The organism is Acinetobacter junii (genome assembly GCF_018336855.1).
GTDB lineage: Bacteria > Pseudomonadota > Gammaproteobacteria > Pseudomonadales > Moraxellaceae > Acinetobacter > Acinetobacter junii.
Genome location: NZ_CP059558.1, coordinates 348,225 through 364,364, shown reverse-complemented (window position 1 = coordinate 364,364; position 16,140 = coordinate 348,225). Strand labels below are relative to the sequence as shown.

The following is a 16,140-nucleotide window of genomic DNA, read 5'->3' as shown; positions in this document are numbered from 1 at the left end:
CTACTTTACATCCCTGTTTTTATAAATCAGGGATGTATTTTATTTGTACATTCATTTAAGTTCTAAATATAAAGATCTCAGTGTTCTTGATAGGGTTATGAATTAAATCTGATCTAAAATTTTGCATTAAAGACTTACTCAAACTTTGAGGCTGTTTGATCAAAGTAATCAATAACTGTAAAAATTGTCCGTGTGACAATCACTACGATGATTAATATTTGCAATGCTTTCGGCATGTCGAATGAGAAAGATACTCATAATATAATTTGTATAAACCTCAGCGAAATTCAGTCTTATCTGAACATGTTCTGAAAATTAAATCAGCCTGTCATATGGTGCGAGATGTAAATCAATATTGCGGCACACCATGTATCTTTAATAAACTTTGACCACCGCAATCAAGCTGATGACTCATGACCAAACAATTTGCTGTTATTGGAAATCCAATTGAACAATCCCGCTCACCAGAATTGCATCATGCTTTTGCAGCAAAAACTGGCGTTGATTTGAATTATAAAAAAATTCTTGCTCCGCTAGATGGTTTCGAGTCCGCAGTTAAAGCGTTCTTCGATCAAAACGGTGTTGGCATGAATGTCACTGTTCCATTTAAAGAGCAGGCTTTTGCGTTATGTGACCAACTCACTGAACGTGCCAAGATTGCCAAAGCAGTCAATACTTTATGGATGCAAGACGGTCAACTATATGGTGATAATACCGATGGGCAAGGTTTAGTTGCGGCAATACAAGCTTTGAATTGGAACTTAGCAAATAGCCGTATTTTAATTTTGGGTGCGGGTGGCGCAACACGCGGTGTGATTTATCCTCTGGTTCAAGCTGGTGCAAAACAAATCGTGATTGCCAACCGTACATTAGCCCGTGCAGAACAATTAGTTGAAGATTTAAAAACGGCTGTGCCCGATACTAAACTACATGCAATCTGCCTAGATCAACTGACAGGTGAGTTTGACATCGTCATTAATGCGACTTCGGCAAGTTTAACGGGTGAAGCTTTGCAATTACCTCAAACACTTATTTTTCATCACGCCTACGAAATGGCATACGGAAAACCATCAAGTTTCCTTGATCAAGCCCTTATTAGACAAGTCCCCTCTACAGATGGATTCGGCATGCTAGTGGGGCAAGCGATTGAAGCTTTCTCTATTTGGAATGGCGTGAAACCTGAATTAAAAGATTTCTTATAAATCAAACCATAAAAAAGAACCTGCATGATGCAGGTTCTTTTTTAACTGAATTATTTTGTGCTTATCATTTTCTGATAAACATCTTTGAAGATTTCATAATCAATAAATTCATTATGTTCAATTTTCAATGCCTTCAATGATTTATCAGAAAGCTGATTTTTACGTGCGTCTATATATACTTGCCCCAGCACATTCGCTGTTTGCTCCAATAAGATTTTTTCTTCGCTCGAAATACCATTGGTTTGTTCAAACTGGATTTGATATTGTTTCGCAAACAATTGCTGTGGTTGCTTATATTGAGCTTTTAGCTTTTTCCATTGCTGACGGTCTTGGTCACCACGCATTGCATCTGTGACTAAACGATTTACGGCTTGACCCAACTTATCATCAAACTGATCTTCTTGCTCCAAATGGTGTTTTTTCTGTAAGCTTTCGATCTGTTTCAGAGCCTTACCTTCAGGACTATATACCTCTTCATCTGAGAACCAATAAGCATAGACACTTGCGACTTCTTGTAACTCTTGAGAAGTGTAACGTTTCGCAAGACTTGAATTACTCTCAACCAATTTAGCAATGAACACCGCTTTGTAGGTTTGTTCATATGACTGTGTAGCATCGTAACGCTGCTCAGCAATTACTTTGAGCTGATCATCCAAAGATAATGTATAAGGCTGTGCTGAGCGCTCTTGAATGCCTGTTTGACCTAATTTTTCAGAGAAACTGCCGATCGCTTGTTCAAGGATAGAACCCTTACTTGCTTCCGCCCATGTTTTAGCTTGCTTTAACTGAGCTTGATCAATCGGGGTTGCTTTACCGTAATTTGTCACCAGCATATCTGCTTTGATATTAAAGCTCGACTTCAGCTCAGGCAGTGCATAATTTAAGTCATAATCAAGTTTGACTGCACGCCCTTGTGCATCCAAGCCAACATCCATCACGAAAGGATTACGCTTTTCAACGGGTGGTAATGCTTTTTGAATGTCTGCTTGATGCTTCAGCCAAAGTGCTTTAAAGCCCTGATCATCAATAAATTGATTTTGATCGTATTGAACAAACTCTTTTTCAACTGCGACCAATTTTTCAATATAAGACAAGAAACCTGATGGCGTTTTCTGCTCACCCAAAACATCAACATCGTACATGGTTTGACAATACTGAATATCACCAAAATTTGTTTTGGCAGTATTTTGTAATGCTGTACATTGCTCGCCTGTTAGCACTTGTTCTGTCGCGGTGGCAGACTCTGCAACGGCATCAGCCTCTTCTGTGATATCTTCAGCTTCTTGAGCCACATCCTCTGCTGCGACTTTGGTTGCATCTGCCTCTTCAGTATATTCATCCTCTGGCTCTTCTACTCCAAAGTGTTGATTCACTAAACGATACAACTCTTGGCTCACCACACTCGCATCATCAGCTGCTGCCTTTGAATTTAATAAAGTGCCACTTTGTTCAGCCTTTGAAGCAGTGTCTGTTTTGTCTTGCTCTGAAATCAATTTTTCAAGATTTTGCTCATCAAATTTCAAAATACTTTGCATTAAGTATTTTTCATTCACTTTGCTATAGAGATTCGCTTGCAGAACCAGCTCTTCAATTGTGGTTTTTAAACGAATTTTCTCTACCACACCCGCAGCTTGATCAGCAGAACTCACCGACAAAGCTTGAATACTGTTTGGATCAGCTAAACGATAGTAAATAGCACTCGATGCTTTGATATATTCTGCAAATTTCTTGTAATCGACTTGTTTAAACAAGCCTTGGTATTTTGAAAAATCTAAATACGCTAAATTGTTCTGATTTTCTTTATTCACCAAGTACGGCATCAATGCAAAATAATTGATGTAGAACTTGTAGTTATTTAAATCCAAAACCATCGGAACTTTTGCTTGAACCAATAAGGTTGGCTTTTCATAACGAGCAGTGAGGTTAAACGAGCCCATCTTTTGACGATAATGCACAGATCCATCATACTCAAATTGCATATCATTTAAGATGTTAGCCATTACTCGAGCAAATTTATCAAACTTGCTATTGCCCAAACCTTTCGGTTGCTCTGCCAAAGCTTTATATAGTGCTTGTTTTTGTTTTGCATCCAAATTGACTTTTTGCTCGCGCAGATATTGATCAACCTTTTGTTTCAAAGCAGCATCTAAAACATCTTTCTGTTGATCTGCTTCAGTTTTATGCTGATCAAGGTCAACATGAATATTAAATTTCCCCCGATAGTCGTAGCTCGGATATTCGTACATCGCATTGATGCTATTTATTGCTTTTTGCTCTAAACTAGAAGAGCTTGAATTGGTTTTAATGACATGCTGAGAACAACCTGAAATACTAAGACCAAACAAACATAATGTTAAATATTTTAAACGCATAGCTTTATCAAACACCTTTATATCGTTATATTTTCAATTACTAAATGGATCATTTTCATATTCAAAACGAGTCTAAAACTTTAGCAGAAAATTGAATTTTCAACTAAGTGTTTTTAGCCTTAATTAGCTTTTCTGACAGTCTTTTCCACAGTGTTTATCAATGTATTTTTATCACCACTGTGAATAATCAAAGTACTGATACAGATAATCCACAACGATTCAAATACAGGATTAAGATTATGCCAGCTTATAAAGCCCCGCTCCGTGATATTCGCTTCTTAATGAATGAAGTGTTCGATTATCCAGCACATTACCAAACTTTGACAAGTGGTCAAAATGCTGATGCTGATACAGTTGACATGATTCTTGAAGGTGCGGCTGATTACTGCGAAAACGTACTTTCTCCAATCAACCAGTCTGGCGACGAAGAAGGTTGTACTTTTAACAACGGCGAAGTAACTACTCCTAAAGGCTTCAAAGAAGCATACGACCAATTCGTAATGGGTGGTTGGCAAGGTCTTTCTTATCCAGAAGAATTTGGTGGCCAAGGCTTACCAATGTCTTTAAACCTTATCAAATCAGAAATGATGGGTACTGCGAACTGGTCGTTCACAATGTATCCTGGTTTAAGTACAGGTTGTATGAACACGATCATGCAATTCGGTACTGATGAGCAAAAAAATACATATATGCCTAAACTCGTTGAAGGTACTTGGTCTGGCACAATGTGCTTAACTGAGCCTCAATGTGGTACTGACTTAGGTCAAGTAAAAACTAAAGCAGAAGCTGCTGCTGACGGTACTTACAAAATCTCTGGTACTAAAATCTTCATCTCTGCAGGTGAGCACGATTTAACAGAGAATATCATCCACATCGTACTTGCGCGTCTTCCAGATTCACCTGCTGGTACTCGTGGTATTTCGTTATTCATCGTACCTAAGTTCATCCCAACTGCTGATGGCGGTGTAGGTGAGCGTAACACGGTTTCTTGTGGTTCGATCGAACACAAAATGGGTATCCGTGCTTCTGCAACTGCTGTATTGAACTTTGATAACGCAACTGGTTACTTAATCGGCGAAATCAACAAAGGTTTACATGCAATGTTTACCTTCATGAACACTGCACGTATTGGTACAGCTGTTCAAGGTATCGCACACGCTGAACTTTCTTTCCAAGGTGCTTTACCTTATGCGAAAGACCGTATGTCTATGCGTGCACTTTCTGGTAAAAAAGAGCCAGAGCGTGTTGCTGATGCGATCATTCACCACGCAGATGTTCGCCGCATGCTTTTAACTCAAAAAGCTGTAGCTGAAGGCGGTCGTGCAATGATTTATCACGCTGCAAAACTTGCTGACAAAATGACTGATGCTCTTGTAAACGGCGACCAAGCTGCTTATGAAGCTGCTGATGACAAATTAGGCTTCTATACGCCAATTCTTAAAGGTTTCTTGACTGAATTAGGTTTGGAAGCTGCAAACCATGGTATCCAAGTATATGGCGGTCATGGTTTCATCAAAGAATGGGGCATGGAACAAATCGCACGTGATGCACGTATCTCAACATTGTATGAAGGTACAACGGGTATCCAAGCACTTGACTTATTAGGTCGTAAAGTTCTTTTAAGCTCAAAAGGTAAAGTCGTTCGTGACTATACTGCTGAAATCTTAAAATTCTGTGCTGCACATGCTCGCAACAAGTATTTACGTCGCTTCGCTTGGGACTTAACTAAGCTTTGCGCTCAATGGAATACATTAACTGTTCGCATCATGCTTGCAGCGCGTAAAGACCGTGACATCGTATCTTCTGCTTCTGCTGATTTCTTGATGTTCTCTGGTTATGTAATGATGGCTTACTTCTGGGCTCAACAAGCTGTAATCGCTTCTGAAAAATTAGAAGCTGGTAACGGCGCTGAAACTCCAGAATTCTATAAAGCAAAAATCAAAGTTGCAGATTTCTACTTTGACCGTTTATTGCCACGTGCTCAAGGTCATGCAGAATCAATGGTATCGACTTCTCGTACATTGACTTCTCTTGCACCAGAACACTTCAGCTTCGATTACTAATCGAAACTGCATAAAAAAGAGCGCTTAAGCGCTCTTTTTTATATTTAAATCCATCATGATTTTACTTTTTCAAAAACATAGGCTTTCTTAGGAAACGGATATTCGTTAAAAAACTTCCGATTTTGTCCGTGATCACCATTCCAAATCTTGTCTAAATTCATCACCAAATCTTGATTCGCATTAATTTGATAGTACAAATTCACATCCGCTGCATCACAACGAATCATGATTTCATTTTGATCTTTATGAACATGCCAATGAACCTGCTTACAGGTCTGTTCAATTTTGGCAATATTCTGTGATGAATCAGTGCCCAAACGTCCAAAGCTGGTATTGGTCCAAAATACAGATCCATCATCTAGTAAATTAATAATATATTCGGCTTCGTTTTCATTGTTCACACATCCAGCAAAAGGATCAGAACATGGAATACGCGCATGATAACGCCCCGCATAGATCAAATCTTGCGGTGATGGTTTTTCCATATGTTTCGATACGACATGAGGAATGGTTGCCTGACCTGCTACCTCAGTTAAAGCAACACCTTCACTGGTAACCGCTTGATCATCTGCAAGCACAGTCGATACAGCCACCCCAACAGGTTTAGGCTGGGTTTGACTGTGTGATATCGCTGGTTCAGGATGATGACCATCACACGCCGTCAAACCTAAAAGCAATAGAGTTCCTACACTGAGGGGCTGTAAGAATAACCGAAACTGCATATTCATCATTCTCTAACATCAACATCGTTCATTTTATTCAAGACCTCTCCACCCCGTGTAAATCTTAAAGAACAGGATATACATTTACACATCTACAGAAGGAATAGAAATAAAGTAACGATGAGTCTGAAATCGCAGGTTGCTATCGCAAGATGCGTTAAGTCGGTGCATTTTAGGCGATAGTGTCGGTTTTTCCATCAATTCTTTACATACCGTAACTATTCTCTCGCTTACAGAAACTTTAAAAAAATGAATTTGACCCTATCTCTAATATAACAACAGCACATTATCTCAATTTTTTGATTTTTCCCTGTTGTTTCATTTATTTAAGGAGAAAAACTCGATGGCCAATTCTGGTTTATATCGCTCAAACCAACAAAGCATGATCGCTGGTGTAATGGGCGGTATTGCGGAACGTTTTGGTTGGAATGCGAATTTACTACGTTTAATCTTTGTGATTATTTCAATTATGAGCGCCGCTTTCCCTGGTATTTTGGTGTATTTAATTATGTGGTTAGTCATTCCAAAAAGACAGGCGAATCGAGTTGAGCACGTACAAGGTTACAACCAACCTGTTAAAACAGTGTATGAAGATCAAGGAATCAAACGCTAATCTTATTTTTTAGTTTGGTCGCTACGGTTGGATTTACCCCTATACAACCGTAGCTTTTTTTTGCTCAAAATACTGAAGATTGTTGTTTAATTTGCTGATGCAAGGCCGCAATCATATCAGCCCGACTAATAATTCCAATTAAACGCAGCTCTTCGACCACAGGAATATAATTAAAAGATTTTTCAACAAAATAAGGTACAAGATCTTGAATCGGTTGTAATGGATCAACTTTCACAACTCGACGACTCATAATCTGTTTCACATAATGTTGCCAAGAATTTCGCGGATCAGTGGCTCCTTTGAACCACTCAACAACTTCGTACAATGCCAGAGTTCCAACTAATTGATCTTGATCATTCACAACAGGCAGACTCATTAAATTAACCGATTTAAACTTGTCCAAAGCCTGATGAATATCGTCATTCTCATATAATTTAATTACATCTCGACTCATAATGTCCTGACATACGAACGAATGATTTAATCGCTCATTCGCATGCTCTTGTGCTTCTAAAATAATTTTCTCTAAATCGTATTGGCTGATATCCAATAGTTCAGTGTGTTGCTCTAAGGCATATTCGATATCTTTGGGTTGAATCGATACTTTTTGAGTAGGTGTTGGGTCTTTGGAGCGTTCATTCAGATGAGGCATAGTCGGATAATTTCGCCCAATCAGTCGATTAAAAAACACTGCAAAAACAAGTAATAAAACTGAGTTGAGTAATACAGGGTAAAGGATAAAATGAAAGCCGAGCTTATGTACAGCCTCTCCACCCAGAACCGCAGTAATAGCAACAGCACCACTTGGTGGATGTAATGAATCTGTGGTCATCATCATAAAGATAGCCAATCCAACAGCCACACTAAATGCTGTGGTTAAATCAGGTAAAAGCTGGGTACACGCCACCCCAATAAATCCAGCTAAAGTATTACCAACCACCACATTCCAAGGTTGGGCTAATGGACTATTTGGAACTGCAAACAATAAAACGGAAGATGCACCCATCGGCGCGATATACCAGACATTCATCCCGCCCAATACATACCAACTAATCAAAGAAGAAATCGCCAAACCACACAGTGCGCCAAAGCCTGAGAACAGACGTTCTTTCACTGGAAGAACTTTATAATTAGGTTTTAGTAAATTTATCCAGTCTAATTGGGTCAAGTTCACAATGCACCTTGCTGGTTGGATGTTTTGATTTTCGAACGAAGCAAGTATACGCGCAAAGCCAAATAAGGTGTATTCAAGTTACATCTTAAAGATATGAGATAATCTGATAATCTATTATTCAAGTAATTTTTACCAAATATTATAAATTAACCAACACCGATGATTGATCAATTTATTACTGTGCTAGAGAACTGTTTTGTATAAAACTGAGTTTTTAACACTGCTGCTGTGTGCATTAGCAGCATTACTACATGGTCTGAGTGGTTTCGGATTTCCGATGATCAGTACAGCAGCATTGTCTCTGTTTCACCCTCTACAGACTGCCGTCGCGATGGTACTTATTCCTTGTATTATCATGAATCTAAGTGTGTTAGGGACGCATGAAAAAGCCCCGATATCCCTATTATATTATGTAAAAAATTACTGGAGTCTTATCGGCAGTAGCCTGATTGGAAGCCTTTTTGGCGTAATGCTACTGCTTTATATTGATGAAAGTTATCTCAAGCTGTTATTAGGGATGGTCATTTGGCTCTATGTATTAGATCAATTTAGATCGCAACCTTTGCACCTACGTCGCTCAATTAAAAACATGCTCATATTTGGGTTGCTTGCAGGTGTGATCGGAGGCGCAACCAATGCGATGGCTCCATTTTTGATGATGTACTTGTTAAGTACACAGCATAGTAAAAATGATATCGTGATGATTACCAACATTAGCTTTCTTGCCAGCAAATTAATCCAGCTCTCGATACTCTACCCAACGCTTTTGACCTTTGATCAGGCACAAATATATCTATTGTGTTCAATTACGATTTTTTCATTATTTTTTATTTATCTTGGTTCTAAGATCAGAATTCATATTTCCCAACAAAAATTCAAACGCCTTATTTTAGTCATTTTGACTGTACTCGGTACCAATGCACTGTGGCAGGGAATCAACATGATTTAAAAAGATTTTACATAGATGGCAGAACTTAATATTTACTTCTAGTTCTTTGAGACTTTATGGTTATTCAGTTGTATACGCTATCGCAACTAGAACAACTCAAATAAGGATATTTTATGAATGTTCCTCACCTCGAAACACCCACTAATGCCATGCCCAAAGGTTTAATCCGTGGCTGGGTGATTATTGCAATTGCAGCACTGCTGTCTTTCGGTTTATATGAAATTTTGCCTTATGACCAAAATGCCAATAAAGGTCTAAGTCTGTTGTTATTTATCGGTATTTTGTGGCTGACTGAAGCTATTCACATCACCATCACGGCGTTGCTAGTCCCTGTGCTCGCGGTTCTCGTAGGTATGCCGAGTGTGGGAGGAGATGGTGAGATTGAAGCCATTTCTACCACTAAAGCACTGAGTACTTTTGCTGATCCTACGATTTTCCTATTTTTTGGTGGTTTTGCCTTGGCAACTGCATTGCATGTGCAAAAACTTGATCGAAAAATTGCCATGTGGATTATTGCAATGTCTAGAGGGCATCTGGGAGTAGCTGTTTTAGCCATCTGTTTGGTCACAGCCGTTTTGTCGATGTGGATTTCGAATACTGCTACAGCGGCTATGATGCTTCCACTTGCATTGGGTTTGCTTTCACATTTTGATGCGCAAAAAGAACGTAAAACTTTCGTATTTATCCTCTTAGGTATTGCTTATTCAGCAAGTATTGGCGGCTTAGGTACTTTAGTTGGCTCACCACCCAATGCGATTGCAGCGAAAGCATTAGGCTATGATTTTGCAGACTGGATGAAAGTCGGTTTGCCTATGATGCTGATTATTTTCCCTGCGATGTTATTTAGTTTGTATATCGTGCTCAGACCTAAACTTAATCATCGTGTGGAATTCAGAACAGAAACTATCCCTTGGAACCGTGATCGTATTCTAACCATGTTAGTTTTCGCTATCACCGCATTGGCATGGATTTTTGGTAAAAGCGTCAGCGAACAGTTTGGAATTACTCAACCTGATACATGGATTGCAGTACTCGCCGCCTGTATGGTCGTGATCTTAGGAATCGCCACTTGGAAAGATATTGCAGACAATACGGACTGGGGCGTATTAATGCTATTCGGTGGTGGCTTAACTTTAAGTGCCGTTTTAAAAGACTCTGGTTCTTCTTTGGTACTTGGGCAAACTCTGGCAAATGCATTTGGTGATGCCTCACCATTCCTAGTCATCGTGATTGTAGCTGCATTTATTATTTTCTTAACTGAATTTACCAGTAATACAGCCTCAGCTGCTCTGCTGGTTCCAGTATTTGCAGCAATCGCTGATCAAATGGGAATTCCAAAAGAAATTCTTGTGGTTGTCATCGGAATCGGGGCTTCATGTGCGTTTATGCTCCCTGTAGCAACACCACCGAATGCGATTGTATTTGGTACGGGGCATATTCAACAAAGTGAAATGATGCGAATTGGCTTTATCCTCAATATTTTATGTATCGCACTGGTTTCAATATTTGTTTACTGGTTTTTCCTCTAAATACAAAAAAGCGCTACGGCGCTTTTTTTATCGCTTTAAATAAGAGAGAAGATCAAACGTATTTCTCATTCAAATATCGCCAATAACGTTTAGGCAAATATTGCACATGCAATTTCACATTCTGACGTTCTTTAATATTGATACTATTGAAATAATCTTTCCAAAGCTGATCATATAATTCTTCTTGTTCATCTAATTCTAATTGAAAGTTTTGACTGGCCCCATTTTCAATATTACGGTCAATCTGATGAGCATCTAAAGACACCTCATGAATCTCGTGTAAGTCATAATACAATCCATATTTTCGTTGTTCGTCATAAATCAACCAACGTTGATCTTGATAACGACGCTTAAAATGCGGCTGTATCAAAGGTAATACATTAAAATCAGGTCGAACTAAACTTAAAAATAAACCATCTGTGGTTTTCTTAAACCGCACAAAAGCTTCCATACGATGCTTTTCGCGCCCGACCTTTTTTGTCCATTGCGAAATCGCTAGAACACTAGGATGCGAATAATTCTTCTCAACTGAATGTTGGTGTCGAAAGACATAGATACAGTAATTAAATAAATGCTGATAAGCATCCAAAGATTCAGATAAATAGGCAAAATAAAATTGTCTCAAAGATGAATGCGACAATTTCTGCTTTAAGGCTGACCAAACACGTGCTGCATGTTGCTCGTGATTTGGAATTTCAACTACCGTGGCAAATAAACCATGCTGTGCGCCTTGGTTTAAACACAATTGCACGTGGAATTCTTTAAATTGAAAAGCACGAAATACGCAGTTGAGTAAACCGACCATAGAGCCATCAAAATAGTAATAAACCACACCATCACTGAGCATGTTTAGAATCCTAAACTCAGCTGAGGTGACAGTTGTTTCACGTACTTGGATGAACCCTGCGTTAATATTTGCTGACGAATATCAGTCGTAGAAAGTTCCTTTTGAAATCGTGGACTGTCTTCACAACGAATAAAAAACTTGGCACGTGAATACGCCACACCGAGTTGTTTCAGTAAATCAGTATGTATCTTGCCAAAACGACGCGCTTGCACGATTTTCTTAGCAGACTTTACTCCGATGCCTGGTACACGAAGGATCATGCGATAGTCAGCACGATTTAAATCCACTGGAAACTGCTCAGGATGACGCAACGCCCAACTCAGTTTGGGATCTACATCCAAATCTAAATGTGGGTGTTTTTCATTGACGATTTCATTGACTTCAAAACCATAAAAACGCATCAACCAATCACTTTGATAAAGCCGATTTTCCCTTAATAAAGGTGGCGCCGAACCGACCGCTGGTAAATAGTTATTTTCTGTGTTGATTGGAATATAACCTGAGAAATACACCCGTTTGAGTTTAAATTCTTTGTAATGTCGATCTGCCATTACAAGTACGTCTTGATCGGTTTCTTGATGTGCGCCAACCACCATTTGTGTGGTCTGTCCTGCGGGTACATATTTTGGAACATGCTTAATAATTTGACGTTCATCTTTGAGTTGAATTAGTCGATCACGCACTAAGCCTAAGTCTTTTTGTACTTCTTGATGTGATTTTTCAGGAGCAAACGCTTTTAATCCGATCTCAGTTGGCATTTCTAAATTGATGCTCATACGGTCAGCATAAAGCCCTGCTTCATGAATCAGTTCAGGTGATGCACCTGGAATAGTTTTGAGATGAATATAGCCATTAAAATTTTCTTCTAGACGTAGTTTTTTCACCACTTGAAGCATCCGCTCCATTGTATAGTCTGCGGATTTAAAAATACCTGAGCTCAGGAATAATCCCTCTATATAATTACGACGATAAAAATTAATAGTCAGATCAACCACTTCTTGTACGGTAAATGCAGCACGTTTGACATCATTAGAACGGCGTGACACACAATAAGCACAATCAAAAATACAGACATTACTGAACAAGATTTTCAGCAAAGAAACACAGCGTCCATCTTCGGTATAGCTATGGCAAATCCCTGCCCGACTGGCATCACCTAAACCTTTGTCTTTATTTTTACGGTCACTACCACTAGAGGAACAGGACACATCATATTTAGCTGCGTCCGCAAGAATTTGTAATTTTTCACGAATGCGATCAGACATAGCAAACACCTCAGTGACAACATCATTTCAAAGCTAACATTTCATGATTTGAAAATTAAGATTGTTAAAGATGTTATGCGTCATGAGGTGACGTTTATGTGAATGGTCTCCCATTCAGGACTTTGCCAACTGGGAAAATATGCCTGCTATTGGGTACGTTTTGAATTAACTCGAAAATTAAACAAAAGCGTTTAAATAATTTATTATCAGAACTTGTCGCTGAAACGTTTGAATCCTTTGCACTGCACCCGAAAATCCTTATACTTAACCACAATTTTTGTTTGATTCCAGTGGATGCACCATGAGTCGTGCTATATCGCATATTGATACATTTCAGGGCTTAATTCTTGCCCTACAAAACTATTGGGCGGAGCAAGGCTGCGTCGTATTACAACCATATGATATGGAAATGGGTGCAGGGACATTCCACACTGCAACTTTCTTACGCGCATTAGGTCCAGAAACTTGGAACGCGGCTTATGTTCAACCTTCACGCCGTCCGAAAGATGGTCGTTATGGTGAGAACCCAAACCGCTTACAACACTATTATCAGTTCCAAGTAGTGCTTAAGCCAAACCCAGACAATATCCAACAACTTTATCTTGATTCATTAAAAGCGATCGGCATCGATACACTGACTCACGATATTCGCTTCGTAGAAGACAACTGGGAATCTCCAACACTAGGCGCTTGGGGCTTAGGTTGGGAAGTTTGGTTAAATGGTATGGAAGTGACTCAGTTCACTTACTTCCAGCAAGTCGGTGGTGTTGAATGCTACCCTGTTACTGGTGAAATCACATACGGTTTAGAACGTCTTGCAATGTACCTTCAAGGTGTAGACTCAGTTTACGATCTTGTTTGGACCAAAGGTCAATTCGGTACAGTCACTTACGGTGATGTATTCCATCAAAATGAAGTGGAACAATCGACCTATAACTTCGAATATGCGCCAGTCGATAAATTATTTGAATTATTCGATTTCTATGAAGCTGAAGCAGCTCGTTTAATGGATGCTGAACTTCCACTTCCTGCTTATGAGCAAGTGATTAAAGCATCGCATAGCTTTAACTTATTAGATGCGCGTGGTGCGATTTCTGTAACTGAGCGTCAACGTTATATTTTACGTGTTCGTACCTTAGCGCGTTCAATCGCTCAAAGTTATGTGGCTGCGCGTGCGAAACTCGGTTTCCCAATGGCAGAACCACATTTACGTGATGAAGTATTAGCGCAGTTAAAAGCACAAGTTGAAGCAGAAGCAGCCCAAGCTGAAAAAGCGAAGGAGAATAAATAATGACAAAGCATACTGTTTTATTCGAACTTGGCTGTGAAGAACTTCCACCAAAAAGCTTAAAAACTTTACGTGATGCTTTAAAAGCTGAAACGGAAAAAGGCTTAAAAGATGCAGGCTTAAATTTTGCTGCGATCGAAGCTTATGCTGCGCCACGTCGTTTAGCACTCAAAATTGTTGATATCGATGCTGCTCAAGCAGACACACAAAAACGTTTTGACGGCCCTGCTGTTCAAGCCGCTTATGATGCAGAAGGCAAACCAACTAAAGCACTTGAAGGCTTTATGCGTGGTCAAGGCATCACGGTTGATCAGCTTTCGACGTTCCAAGCAGGCAAAGTTGAAAAAGTTTGCTTTTTGAAAGATGTGAAAGGTCAAAGCCTAGATGCTTTACTGCCACAAATTTTACAAACTGCATTAGACAACTTACCAATCGCAAAACGTATGCGTTCAGCAGCAAGTCGTACTGAATTCGTACGCCCTGTAAAATGGGTTGTTTTACTAAAAGATGATCAAGTGGTTGAAGCAACTATTCAAGATCATAAAGCAGGGAATGTGACTTATGGTCATCGTTTCCATGCACCTGAAGCCGTGACTTTGGCGCATGCAAATGACTACCTTGCTGCTTTAGAAAAAGCTTATGTGGTTGCGAACTTTGAAAAGCGTCAAGCAACCATTCAAGATCAAGTGAAAAAGTTAGCTGATGAAGTTAATGCAACTGCGATTGTCCCAGCAGACTTACTTGATGAAGTCACAAGCCTCGTTGAATGGCCAGTTGCATTACGTGCAACTTTTGAAGAGCGTTATTTAGCTGTTCCTCAAGAAGCATTGATTACCACAATGCAGGACAACCAAAAGTATTTCTGTTTGATCAATGCTGAAGGTAAATTACAGCCTTACTTCATTACTATTTCAAATATTGAGTCGAAAGATCCGATTCAAATTATTGAAGGGAATGAAAAAGTTGTACGCCCTCGTTTGTCGGATGCAGAATTCTTCTTCCTACAAGATCAAAAGCAACCGCTTGCATCTCGTAAAGAAAAACTCGCAAATATGGTATTCCAAGCACAATTGGGTACGCTTTGGAATAAATCAGAACGTATTGCTAAATTAGCTGTAGCATTGTCACCGATTACAGGTGCAAATGCAGCCGATGCTGAAAAAGCAGCGTTACTCGCTAAATGTGATTTGACCTCTGAACTTGTGGGTGAATTCCCTGAACTTCAAGGGATTGCAGGAACTTATTATGCTCGCCTTGAAGGTGAGAATCATGAAGTTGCTGAAGCTTTAGGTGAGCAATACTTACCTAAGTTTGCGGGTGATGTATTACCACAAACCAAGACAGGTACAACGATTGCGCTTGCAGATCGTTTAGATACGCTTGTTGGTATTTTTGGTATTGGTCAAGCGCCAACAGGTTCGAAAGACCCATTTGCATTACGTCGTTCTGCAATCGGTATCTTACGTTTGATCATTGAAAATGAACTCGATGTGACGATTGAAGAACTGGTTAATTTTGCGCTCCAAGGTTATGGCGATGTGGTTAAAGATCATGACAAGACGCGTGCGGATGCCGTTGCGTTCCTTGAAGGTCGTTACCGTGCTAAATATGAAGATCAAGGCGTAGCGGTTGATGTGATTCAAGCCGTTCAAGCACTTGCTCCAAAATCTCCTCTTGATTTTGATAAGCGCGTGACTGCGGTGAATCATTTCCGTACTTTGCCAGAAGCGGCTGCATTGGCTGCGGCTAATAAGCGTGTTGCTAATATTCTTGCCAAAGAAGCAACGCCTGAAGGTGCTGTGGTTGAAGCGAATCTGGTTGAAGCTGCTGAAAAAGCACTTTATGCAGAGTTATCAGCTTTAACACCAGTGGTTCAACCTTTGCTAGCTGCACGTAACTATACAGAAGCTCTTTCTAAGCTTGCTGCGCTTCGTGCACCAATTGATGCCTTCTTTGAAGGTGTAATGGTTATGGCTGATGATGCAGAGTTAAAAGCCAACCGCTTACGTTTATTGGCTCAGTTGCGTGATTTATTTACAGCAATTGCAGATGTAAGTGTATTGCAGGGTTAAGCATTTATAATTCTTGATCTTTTAAATAAACCCCACTATATAAT

Annotated in this window: 12 protein-coding genes and 1 pseudogene; 7 read left to right on the top strand and 6 right to left on the bottom strand. The window is 39.6% G+C overall.

The window, feature by feature from the left end; genetic code table 11:
* Window positions 1-55: 55 nt before the first annotated feature.
* A pseudogene (locus H2677_RS15985) lies at window positions 56-196 on the bottom strand (histidine phosphatase family protein); the annotation flags it as partial.
* Between the two features lie 217 nt (window positions 197-413).
* Here H2677_RS15985 and aroE point away from each other — a divergent pair.
* Window positions 414-1,202: a shikimate dehydrogenase gene (gene aroE / locus H2677_RS01725; protein ID WP_212639028.1), complete on the top strand. Its 789-nt coding sequence runs from the start codon at window positions 414-416 to the stop codon at window positions 1,200-1,202.
* 50 nt (window positions 1,203-1,252) lie between these two features.
* On the opposite strand, the gene H2677_RS01720 is transcribed toward aroE, so the two are convergent.
* Window positions 1,253-3,574, bottom strand: a complete 2,322-nt coding sequence (locus H2677_RS01720) for a hypothetical protein (protein ID WP_212639027.1) — start codon at window positions 3,572-3,574, stop codon at window positions 1,253-1,255.
* A gap of 239 nt (window positions 3,575-3,813) precedes the next feature.
* On the opposite strand from H2677_RS01720, the gene H2677_RS01715 reads away from it, so the two are divergent.
* Window positions 3,814-5,637 (top strand): acyl-CoA dehydrogenase C-terminal domain-containing protein, encoded by a 1,824-nt coding sequence (locus H2677_RS01715; protein WP_004951716.1) that lies wholly within the window; start codon window positions 3,814-3,816, stop codon window positions 5,635-5,637.
* A 53-nt stretch (window positions 5,638-5,690) separates the two neighbouring features.
* On the opposite strand, the gene H2677_RS01710 is transcribed toward H2677_RS01715, so the two are convergent.
* Window positions 5,691-6,359: a hypothetical protein gene (locus H2677_RS01710; RefSeq protein ID WP_212639026.1), complete on the bottom strand. Its 669-nt coding sequence runs from the start codon at window positions 6,357-6,359 to the stop codon at window positions 5,691-5,693.
* Between the two features lie 343 nt (window positions 6,360-6,702).
* Here H2677_RS01710 and H2677_RS01705 point away from each other — a divergent pair, with 343 nt between their 5' ends.
* Complete coding sequence (locus H2677_RS01705) at window positions 6,703-6,972, top strand: PspC domain-containing protein (protein ID WP_004760601.1); 270 nt, start codon at window positions 6,703-6,705, stop codon at window positions 6,970-6,972.
* Window positions 6,973-7,036: 64 nt separating this feature from the next.
* Here H2677_RS01705 and H2677_RS01700 read toward each other — a convergent pair whose 3' ends face one another.
* Window positions 7,037-8,146, bottom strand: a complete 1,110-nt coding sequence (locus H2677_RS01700; RefSeq protein WP_212639025.1) for an HPP family protein — start codon at window positions 8,144-8,146, stop codon at window positions 7,037-7,039.
* A 196-nt stretch (window positions 8,147-8,342) separates the two neighbouring features.
* Here H2677_RS01700 and H2677_RS01695 point away from each other — a divergent pair, with 196 nt between their 5' ends.
* Together H2677_RS01695 and H2677_RS01690 are read left to right on the top strand one after the other, a co-directional pair.
* A complete protein-coding gene (locus tag H2677_RS01695) occupies window positions 8,343-9,095 on the top strand; it encodes a sulfite exporter TauE/SafE family protein (RefSeq protein ID WP_151690669.1) in 753 nt (250 codons plus the stop codon).
* 113 nt (window positions 9,096-9,208) lie between these two features.
* On the top strand, window positions 9,209-10,624 hold the full coding sequence (locus H2677_RS01690) for an SLC13 family permease (protein WP_004909459.1): 1,416 nt from the start codon (window positions 9,209-9,211) through the stop codon (window positions 10,622-10,624).
* 52 nt (window positions 10,625-10,676) lie between these two features.
* Here the strand turns inward: H2677_RS01690 and H2677_RS01685 are convergent, their stop codons facing one another.
* On the bottom strand, window positions 10,677-11,471 hold the full coding sequence (locus H2677_RS01685; RefSeq protein WP_004964421.1) for a TIGR03915 family putative DNA repair protein: 795 nt from the start codon (window positions 11,469-11,471) through the stop codon (window positions 10,677-10,679).
* 2 nt (window positions 11,472-11,473) lie between these two features.
* Complete coding sequence (locus tag H2677_RS01680) at window positions 11,474-12,736, bottom strand: putative DNA modification/repair radical SAM protein (RefSeq protein WP_004951705.1); 1,263 nt, start codon at window positions 12,734-12,736, stop codon at window positions 11,474-11,476.
* Window positions 12,737-13,037: 301 nt separating this feature from the next.
* Between H2677_RS01680 and glyQ the strand changes: the two genes are divergently transcribed.
* Both glyQ and glyS read left to right on the top strand, forming a co-directional pair.
* Window positions 13,038-14,027, top strand: a complete 990-nt coding sequence (glyQ, locus tag H2677_RS01675; RefSeq protein ID WP_004964427.1) for a glycine--tRNA ligase subunit alpha — start codon at window positions 13,038-13,040, stop codon at window positions 14,025-14,027.
* On the top strand, window positions 14,027-16,096 hold the full coding sequence (gene glyS / locus H2677_RS01670) for a glycine--tRNA ligase subunit beta (protein ID WP_005086910.1): 2,070 nt from the start codon (window positions 14,027-14,029) through the stop codon (window positions 16,094-16,096). Before glyQ ends, glyS begins: the two co-directional genes overlap by 1 nt.
* Window positions 16,097-16,140: the final 44 nt, after the last annotated feature.